The organism is Vibrio sp. 10N.222.55.C6 (assembly GCF_041473395.1).
Classification (GTDB): Bacteria; Pseudomonadota; Gammaproteobacteria; order Enterobacterales; family Vibrionaceae; genus Vibrio; species Vibrio crassostreae_C.
Genome location: NZ_JBFRSD010000042.1, coordinates 1,268 through 1,593, shown reverse-complemented (window position 1 = coordinate 1,593; position 326 = coordinate 1,268). Strand labels below are relative to the sequence as shown.

Genomic DNA, 326 nt, shown 5'->3' with positions numbered 1-326 from the left:
TAACATGCTGGCATAATTCCTTTCTAGCTTGTCATATCTACTTGAAATAGCTCGATAATGCTTAATTCTCCCAAAGGCATTTTCGACCAAGTGACGATACTTGTATAAACACCAATCCATACTGTCTTTGTCTATATCTTGTCCGTAATTGCGTTTAGCAATTACCGTTTCTCCGCCACGTTCCTTAACAAAAGTACGGAAAGGTTCGCTGTCATATCCTTTATCACAAACGATGGTATTAACTTCATCGAGTTGCTCAACTAAGCTTTCGGCATGCACTATATCGTGGCGTTGTCCCTCTGATAAATCAAAGCAAATCGGCAGGC

The 326-nt window shown here is 40.5% G+C and carries 1 protein-coding gene; it reads right to left on the bottom strand.

The window, feature by feature from the left end:
- Positions 1-326, bottom strand: a 326-nt coding sequence (locus tag AB4486_RS21035; RefSeq protein ID WP_372118504.1) for a transposase, incomplete at both ends; no start/stop codon positions are given.